At 41.4% G+C, this 8762-nt stretch carries 9 protein-coding genes; 5 read left to right on the plus strand and 4 right to left on the minus strand.

The annotated features are described in order from the left end of the window. Positions 1 to 937 (plus strand): OmpA family protein (locus tag ACJAT7_RS16185; protein ID WP_415227838.1); only part of this gene is annotated, 937 nt, incomplete at its 5' end. A gap of 122 nt (positions 938 to 1059) precedes the next feature. Here the strand turns inward: ACJAT7_RS16185 and ACJAT7_RS16190 are convergent. From ACJAT7_RS16190 to bioH, 3 genes are all read right to left on the minus strand, one after another. Beyond that, positions 1060 to 1479, minus strand: a complete 420-nt coding sequence (locus ACJAT7_RS16190) for a hypothetical protein (RefSeq protein ID WP_415227839.1) — start codon at positions 1477 to 1479, stop codon at positions 1060 to 1062. Between the two features lie 11 nt (positions 1480 to 1490). Continuing rightward, positions 1491 to 1778: a hypothetical protein gene (locus ACJAT7_RS16195; RefSeq protein ID WP_415227840.1), complete on the minus strand. Its 288-nt coding sequence runs from the start codon at positions 1776 to 1778 to the stop codon at positions 1491 to 1493. A 90-nt stretch (positions 1779 to 1868) separates the two neighbouring features. Next, on the minus strand, positions 1869 to 2642 hold the full coding sequence (gene bioH, locus ACJAT7_RS16200; RefSeq protein ID WP_415227841.1) for a pimeloyl-ACP methyl ester esterase BioH: 774 nt from the start codon (positions 2640 to 2642) through the stop codon (positions 1869 to 1871). 28 nt (positions 2643 to 2670) lie between these two features. Here bioH and ACJAT7_RS16205 point away from each other — a divergent pair, with 28 nt between their 5' ends. From ACJAT7_RS16205 to nfuA, 3 genes are all read left to right on the plus strand, one after another. Further along, entirely contained in the window at positions 2671 to 3417 is a 747-nt protein-coding gene (locus tag ACJAT7_RS16205) for a ComF family protein (RefSeq protein WP_415227842.1), read from the plus strand. Positions 3418 to 3485: 68 nt separating this feature from the next. Beyond that, entirely contained in the window at positions 3486 to 4184 is a 699-nt protein-coding gene (locus tag ACJAT7_RS16210) for a hypothetical protein (RefSeq protein WP_415227843.1), read from the plus strand. Positions 4185 to 4336: 152 nt separating this feature from the next. Continuing rightward, positions 4337 to 4918 (plus strand): Fe-S biogenesis protein NfuA, encoded by a 582-nt coding sequence (gene nfuA / locus ACJAT7_RS16215; protein WP_415227844.1) that lies wholly within the window; start codon positions 4337 to 4339, stop codon positions 4916 to 4918. 103 nt (positions 4919 to 5021) lie between these two features. On the opposite strand, the gene ACJAT7_RS16220 is transcribed toward nfuA, so the two are convergent. After that, the gene (locus tag ACJAT7_RS16220; RefSeq protein WP_415227845.1) at positions 5022 to 7724 is read right to left on the minus strand and encodes a family 14 glycosylhydrolase; all 2703 of its coding nucleotides are present in this window, start codon (positions 7722 to 7724) and stop codon (positions 5022 to 5024) included. A gap of 470 nt (positions 7725 to 8194) precedes the next feature. Here ACJAT7_RS16220 and ACJAT7_RS16225 point away from each other — a divergent pair. Further along, positions 8195 to 8762: DEAD/DEAH box helicase (locus ACJAT7_RS16225; protein ID WP_415227846.1), on the plus strand; the 568-nt coding region annotated here is incomplete at its 3' end.

The raw sequence follows: 8762 nt of genomic DNA on the forward strand, positions 1-8762 counted from the left end.
TGATGAAGTTATCTTTAGCGATGGCCCCAGCCGTGATGAAGAGAATGGCGAATTCCCGTCGCGTTGGGATATGGTGTCGGGAAATACAGAAATAGTGGAATTTGACGGGGGAAATGTGATTGCACTGACAAATGGGCACGCGGAAATCGTACCTTATTTAAAAAATAGCGCACAAGATTATCTGCCCGAGATATTTACCATAGAATTTGATGCTTATTTTTCGAAAAACATATTTTATCAAGAGTTGCAGTTATATTTATATGACAGAAAAAATCAAACTTCTTTAGATAATGGCCAGAACGTAATTGATATTCATGTAAATGGTATTGAGGTTGATAGTGAAAAACAAAAAAACAAATTGGAAGGCAAGAGTCAATATGAGGATAAAGTGGCGGGCTGGCGACATATTGCCATTGCTTATACCAAGGGTAAATTAAAAGTCTATATGGATGCTACTCGCTTAATCAATATCCCCCATTCTAAAGCAAAGCCACTAGGTTTTAGCATAGAACTAAACCTTGACCAAGGTCAATCCATATATATCAAAAACGTCCGCATCGCCAAAGGCGGGGTGAAATATTATGATCGTCTTTTATCGGACGGTAAAATAGTGGTCAATGGGATCCGTTTTGATATCGGACAGTCCGATATCAAGTCGGAATCCAATGGCGCTATCAATAAGATAGTTAAATTAATGAGCAAAAACAGTGCGGTTAATTTAAGTATTGAAGGACATACCGACAGTGATGGCGAGACACAAGCCAACCAGACACTCTCACAAGCAAGAGCAAAAGCGGTGATGGCGCGCATGGTTGCACTGGGCATTGCTGCGAACCGTCTTAAATCAAAAGGGTTAGGGGAAAGTAAACCGCTGGACAATAATAGCAGCGCAGAGGGGAAAGCAAATAATCGCCGCGTTGAATTTGTTAAGTTTTAAATTGACGCGCTAATTACAAATAGAGAACCAAAAAAACGCGGATCATGACTCATGCCATGATCCGCGTTTTTGTGACTGCTGTTTATACAATTGAAGCGCCCTGCTATGGCCCTTTTTTATAATTACACCGCGTAATTAACAAGTGGCTCAGGTAATGGACTGACCGCATTTTTATAACGTGCCTGAATCACTGAAATAACCTGTTTAAAATCCTTAATGGCAGCTAACTGCGACTCCCCCTGCTCTGATGCAGAGGAGGAAAGCTCCTTTCGCCGGGCGAAAAATTGACCACGTCTTTGCTCTGCTGAAGACTCTTGCTGTGCGGACTCATCTGCGTTTTGGCTACCTTGATCCTGAATAATACTGCGCGCTTGATCTGAAAGTTGAGTGCGACTTTCATCATCGCGAATTTTTGTATAAGAGGAGATAATCTCTGTTTTGGGAATAATAGGCTTGATTAAATTATCATGCTGTAAACCTTCCGTCGGTGGATGAAACGGAACAGCAATAGCGGGAGGAAGATGCGCATTGATATTAACCATAGAGGTTGATCTTATACGCTGGTATTAATTAAGGTGCCCAACACTTCATCAGCAGTACTAATAACTTTTGCAGATGCTTTCGCTTGAAACTCTGCCACTTTTAAATTTACTAACTCCGTGGTTAAAGAGATGGGTGTCCGCTCAGTAGAACGAGATTGACTCTCCGATGGCGCCTGATTTTCCGTCATACTTATTTCTGCGACACCCGCATGGGCTATCCGAGCGCTTGACTGACTCAGCTGAGCAGATGCATCTTGAAAACCAGTTATGCCTGAATTGTAGGCTGAACGAACATCCATAAATCACCTTACTATATTAAAGAGTTAAGCAGTTATGCTGCATGAAAAGTATGGCACTATCTTAACAGAAATAAAGCTATTGTTTAATATTTAATCAATCATAAAATTTATCACGCTTGCATTAAATGCATCGACCTCACTGATAAAGGGCGCATGCGCTGAATTTTTAAATGTTTTTTGTTGTGATTTGGCTAACAAACAGCCCATCTCCTGACCCGTTTGCAAAGGAATCAAGCTATCAAACTGACCGAAAAGTGATAGACAGGGCACAGCTAGCTGGCTAAATTTCTCACGCAGATCGCTCTTATTGAGCAGCTCTAAACCTGCCAATAAAGCCTTGCTCTCAGCTTGCTCTGTCCCCGCCAATAATTTTTTTAACGTTGACGCATCTTTGCGGCCACTTGCACATCCCATCGCCTGAATGCCAATAAATCGCCCTAACGTTTTATCCCTATCGGTCTGCACCGCCTGCTTAAAGTTATCAAAAACAGAAGATTCAACCCCCGGCCAGCTTGTCTCAGCAACAAACTTAACTGAGCTGCAAACTTGAATTAATTTAGAGACCTTATCGGGATAAATATAACTGGCATAAGTTGCCACTAAACCACCCAGAGACCAACCGCACCAAGCCGCGCGCTCCGGCAACACAGCAACAATCGCATCAACGATTGTTTGCAATGTGTACTCTGATAACCCTTTGCTTTTGCCAAATCCGGGTAGATCAATCAGGTATAACCGAAAGTGTTGACTTAATTGTTCAATCACAGGCTCCCAAACAGCTGAGTTCACACCCCAACCATGTAATAAAACTAGGTTTTCACCCTGACCGATAACACGGCAATATACTGTTTGCTCTATACTCACGGTTTCCCTTGTTAATCTGGTAGAAGCGTTGAACTCAGCTTTTTATTTTATTAAAAAACAATTAAAACAATTAATTGAGCGCGTATTGCCTGCTCAATGCCTGTTATGTGGTTTGCCGAGCCATAATAAACTGATCTGTCCCTATTGCCAAAAAGAGATGTTGCAAGCGAGAGTTTGTTGTCAATATTGCGGATTATCGCTCACCAACTCGCAGCTATTTTGTGGCGATTGTGTAAAACAAAAACATCTTTTCACTAAATTACATGCATTGGCAAGCTACCAGCCGCCCTATCCCACGCTTATTAAACAGCTTAAATATGAACATAAATTAATTTCAGGGGAATTGCTTGGGCAACTATTGGCGGACTCTATTGCATCTCACTTTAGCGGCGATCAGATTACCGGTTTTGACTATTTAATTGCCGTGCCTTTGCATTCTAAAAAATTGCGCCAGCGCGGTTTTAATCAAGCGCAATTAATTGCAGACATTGTCTCTCGGCAATTAAAAATCCCCTTGTTGGCAAACAGTGTTAAACGCAATAAAGAAACACAAGCCCAAGAGGGGTTATCCATTAGCAAACGCAGAAAAAATTTGCGCGCGGCGTTTACTGCCAATAAAAACAGCCCGTTACAAGGTAAACATATCGCTCTGTTAGATGATGTTGTCACGACCGGCGCGACTATTGATAGCCTTTGCCACTGTCTGCTTGCTGAAAAAGTGTCATCCATTACCGTGTTTTGTATCTGCCGGACAGATCCGCATCACCATCTTTAATTGACTATTTATTCACAAACTACTATATTTCCAGTCTATTACACTTAAAAATAAAACGGATTTGAGTTATGAAAATATTACCCGTATTCACAGCTTTATGCAGCGCACTTTCTCTTTTTGCATGTGGCGGTGGCAGCAATGATTCGACTTCGACTTCTTTTGTAATAACTGATGCAAATGTTAAGGAAGTTTTTATTGATATGTATGATTCATCAACCATTAATCGCTTTCTAAGCTATTCGGTATCAATTGATGAGTCGTCTGTTGCGCCAATAAAACTACGCCAACTAATCAATCAAGCGGTCACTAAGCAATGTGAAAGCGGCAATTTAAAAAGCAATCTGAGCTATGATGATGAAAATATAGCCGGTGGTTCACTTTTCACAGTCACTTACGATCAATGTCAGCTTGAAGGTGACACATTTAATGGCATATATTCTATCAATACAGAAGGAAATTATCCAAGTACCGCAACGATCACTATGGATCTAACTGCGACAACAATGTCTATTAAAGGAAAGGTGATCATAGTTGAAGATCAGTTAGGAAACGAGGAAAGCAACGTTAACGTTGAATACAGCAAGGAAAAACTGGGACAATATACAGTGCGAGAAACAACCACTACCGTTCAGGGAGTTGAATCAGGAAGCGGCGTTGCCACTTTTGCAAATGATTCTGTTACCTGGGTATATGTAGATAATGGCCTAGATGTCACCTTGAACAGTACAGGCACAACACAATTTATCAGCCTAAATGAACTCGATTAGTCCTCTCTGATTGCACTGCGAGTAACATGTTCGCAGTGCAAATTACTGCTCCGAGAGAGCCTGAAAAAATAAATCTGCATTCTTTACTTTCTTCTTGATAATAATCCCCGCTATAATGCCTGAGTAAATGACTCAGGAATAAAGGTTTAGCTATGATTGAAATTACTCCCGCTGCACAAGCACATTTTAAAAAGTTACTTGAACCACAAAAAGAAGGCACAAGCATTCGTGTGTTTGTTATCAACCCAGGCACGCCAAAAGCAGAATGCGGCGTTTCTTACTGCCCGCCAGAAGCGGTTGAGGGTAGTGATACGCGCTTTAACTATGATGAATTTGATGCGTTAGTTGATGATGTTAGTCTGGCATTTTTAGAAGAAGCTTTTATCGACTTGGTCGAAGAAGAGACGGGTACACAGCTGACGCTAAAAGCACCTAACGCCAAAATGCGTAAAGTTAAAGACGATGCGCCATTACTTGAACGTGTCGAATATATTATTCAGGTACAAATAAATCCACAACTTGCAAGCCACGGTGGTTTTATTAAGCTGATTGAAATTACCCAAGATAATGTCGCAATTATTGAATTTGGCGGAGGTTGCAACGGTTGTTCGCAAGTTGATCTGACCTTAAAAGAGGGGATCGAAAAAGAGCTTCTAGAGGAATTTTCTGGCGAATTAAATGCAGTTCGTGATATCACAGAACATCAAAGTGGCGATCACTCCTTTTATAAATAAGCTTAATAACTACTTAGTTAGATTATTAACGCTGCGCCATAAAAACGAGAGTCTATTTTATAAATATACTCTCGTTTATCAAGATGATATTCCTGATTAACTGCTAGATAGAGCGGTTTACCAAAGATTTAAGCTGTTCCAAAGGAAGCTTACTCTCATCAAAAAAGTTATGCATGCGTAATAAAGTGATGCCGTCATAGCCTGGATTGCGCGTCAATGCACGTTCCATCTGTTGCCATCCCTGAATGCCATAAAGCTCTCCTGCCAGTGCGTTTTCCCCCATTAACTCGACACCGACCTTATGAGCCGCATCAGCCATCCAGTTAACCAGATCTTCTGCCCGAGAATACCCTTCATGATCTTTATTTATCATTTCCAGACAGGTAAAGTGAATGACCACTCGTGATAGATGCTCTTCAGGCACAATCCCTTTGATTAACTTTACATACTCCCCCGAATTTTTCTGATCCAGATTTGGGTGAACGCGAATTAATCCCGCCGATATTTCCGCAGCGCGTGGCATTAACGGATCGCTGATTACCCAGTGAATACCGGGTATTTTAATCCCAACCGGCACATTTAAATAATCACTATCACTTAAAAGTTTTAATACCCCGGTAAGTACATCACGTCCGTGTTGTACTAGTTTTTCGTTATACCAGATCAACAATTCTCTCGCCCATGCACTGTAAATATATCTTTTATTGGTAAATAAACTCTCAGCATCCGGCATCAAGATCTCATCAAAACTGCTATGCAGCGTTCCGAAAGTAGAATTCAAGGCAGCAATAGAGTTATATTTTTTACGCAAATAAGCGATCCAATCCCGCTGAGCAAGCGGACTGTAACACTGCAGCGTTCCACGGTTAGGATAATCCCCCCAATCATGTGCATTGTAACTTGGGTAGCGTAACTCCCCTGCCGGCCCCATGCTTATATTTATTTCATCAATCAGAGCCACATGCTCACGGTAGTGATCTCTAAATGCTTGCACAAAAGCTAAATAATAGGGCAAGACATAGGGATCGGCCCACAATGAAACATACTCCATCGAGGGATCACCCGTTTCGCTGACATATTGCAGATCTCGAACAGATTCTATCTCCTGATGTTGCTCCAGTAATTTCCCCCATAACCATAAAGGAATAGTTTGATTAAAATCATCATTCACATTTCCACCTGCTTGGTGAAAGGAGAGAATAGGTACCCAATGCATATTATTAGCAGCCAATACTTCGACAAGACGATCATAATAGCTCCAATCAAATTCGCCAGGATGACGCCCTTCAATCAACCCCCACCAGAGATCGGTTGAAATAGCGGTCACCCCCGCTTCACGCAACACTTTGAGTTCCTGCCCAAAAACAAGCCAATTTTCTTCATCAAGTAACTGCTTTTGATTAGCAACTTTTAAATGCAAAGGTGCCATTACCCGAAAAGATTTACGCTTAGCCCCCTGATACTGCCCCTGCCCATATTTTAAGCGCCCAAACTGGCGTAACCGGGCGGCGCCAATCCCCTCGTCTTCAGTCAAAAGATCTAAATCACGCAAGCTCCAGCCAGCGAATGTATCTTGCTGCATCACTCTTGCTAGTAATTTATCCCAGTCATTGTGATTATTTAATTTCACCTGCTGGCTATTTTCCGTAATAAGCGGGATATTGAGATCTTGAGCGGCAGCTATAAGTGCTGGACAATTATCATGAACGGTTTCATCCAACCCGCAAATAAGTAAACGGGTACGAGACTTCCAGGCGCCATCGAGCAATCGAGAAAAGCTCTCCTGCCAATTGCTTTTCTGCGTTGCCTGATCAGCACACAACTGTGGAGATAATCCTGACACTAATTCCGCAACTTCAGCACTATTTTTAATTTCTGGTAAATGCAGCGGAAGACGCAGACCAAGCGTGGTTTTCTGCCATTGTTTGTCAAATACCTTATTAGCTAGAGCCAGTAATCGCTGACCATGCTCAATCAGGCTTTGATGGTACCAACGGATAAAATAATTGAACGCCTCACTCGCACCAACAAGATCTTGAGGTAAATGTTGGAGATAGCTTAATTGCTGATGAAAAAAATCATCACTCATTAATTGCTGATATAAATCTGAATCTTGCAGCGCGAAATCACTGCCGGCCTGCAATTCAATAAACTGCTTGAAATCCGCTTTTGCTGCAACACTAAAACAGGGGAGCTGAAGAAAATCAGGGCCTTCACTATGAAGTCCTAAAAAAGGATAACGCAGTTCACCCTCTGGGCCGGCACCTAAATTGATATGGGGAATATGGTCACAGAGATCAGAAAAGTTACGCTGAAAACCGGATAATAAGCGTTCAAAATAGGGCAGAACGAGTGGATCACTCCACAGGGATGTGGCGACAAAACTATCCTGACCATAGCTATCAATATACTTAAGACTTTCAATTTCTTGATCAGAGAGATGGTTCATCAATAGTCCCCACAGCCAATCCGGCAGCAGGTTTAACAGACTAGAATCTTTTAGACTGGTCGCCGCGAAATGGAACTCTGGAATAACTTTCAATCCTTGACTGATGCAGATATCAATTACGCGACGATAACTTGTCCAGTTGCTTTGCTGATCCGCGCCATTAGGACCGTAGGGCTCAACTACTCTCCAACTAATAGGTAAAATAACCGCATCAACGCCCAAAGATTTTGCACGTTGCAGTTGTTTTAAAAAAACAGTGTTCCAAGGGGTATTAGCTTGACTCAACACCCCCAGACGACGAGTAAAGCTCGCTGGCATATGGATCCAAACTTGCAACGCTTTTTGTGCATCAATCACATCAAAATTCCTTAAACAATATATTTATATAAAGTTTACCGCTTAAAGGATTAGTTAACTATAAGAAAAACAGAAGAATTTTATAGTTGCAACTGAATTGAGGCACACACCGAGCATGGAAAATATGGAAAAACGGGAGAGGCACGCTCTGCACTTGCAAGCAAAAGATTGGCAAGTTTTTTATTTCAAAAACAGACAATAAACATCTTTTTTTTATGATTTTGCGCGTGACCTCTAAATAATACAAGCATTATGCAAGCAGATCGAGTAGAATACGCCACCCTCGCAAAGGCTTTATCCTTTACGCGATGCGAAATATTCAGATTTTACCTACATACGCGGTTGATAACGCGAGATTTAATAGTTAGTTTCAGTTACTGAGATGATTGATGTGACGTAGGTATAGGCTGAATTTAGTGTGTTTAAGTAATTGCTTAAATACAGATTTAAACTGAACTCATGAGGCCACTATGTCAGAGTCAAAAAATACAGAAAAAGAAGAAGCAACAATTAACTTTACAGATCTAAACCTTCCAGAGACACTTCTTAAAGTTGTGTCTGAATTAGGTTATGAAACACCCTCTCCAATCCAAGCGCAATGTATCCCGCTCCTTTTAAAGGGTGAAGATGTTTTAGGTCTTGCACAAACAGGTACAGGTAAAACAGGCGCATTTGCATTACCTTTACTTGCAAATATTGATATTTCATTAAACTTCCCACAAGTATTAGTACTTGCACCAACGCGTGAATTAGCTATTCAAGTTGCAGAAGCATTCCAAACTTACGCTCGTCACTTGCGTGGTTTCCACGTAATGCCAATTTACGGCGGCCAAAGCTATGACATTCAGTTCAAACAGTTACGTCGAGGACCACAAGTTGTCGTGGGTACACCTGGTCGTATTATGGATCACCTGAAACGTAAAACATTGGATCTTTCACATCTAACAACATTAGTGCTTGATGAAGCTGATGAAATGTTACGTATGGGTTTCATTGATGATGTTGAAACAATTATGAAAGATATGCCTGATAAGCGTC

The organism is Psychromonas sp., assembly GCF_047632995.1.
Classification (GTDB): domain Bacteria; phylum Pseudomonadota; class Gammaproteobacteria; order Enterobacterales; family Psychromonadaceae; genus Psychromonas.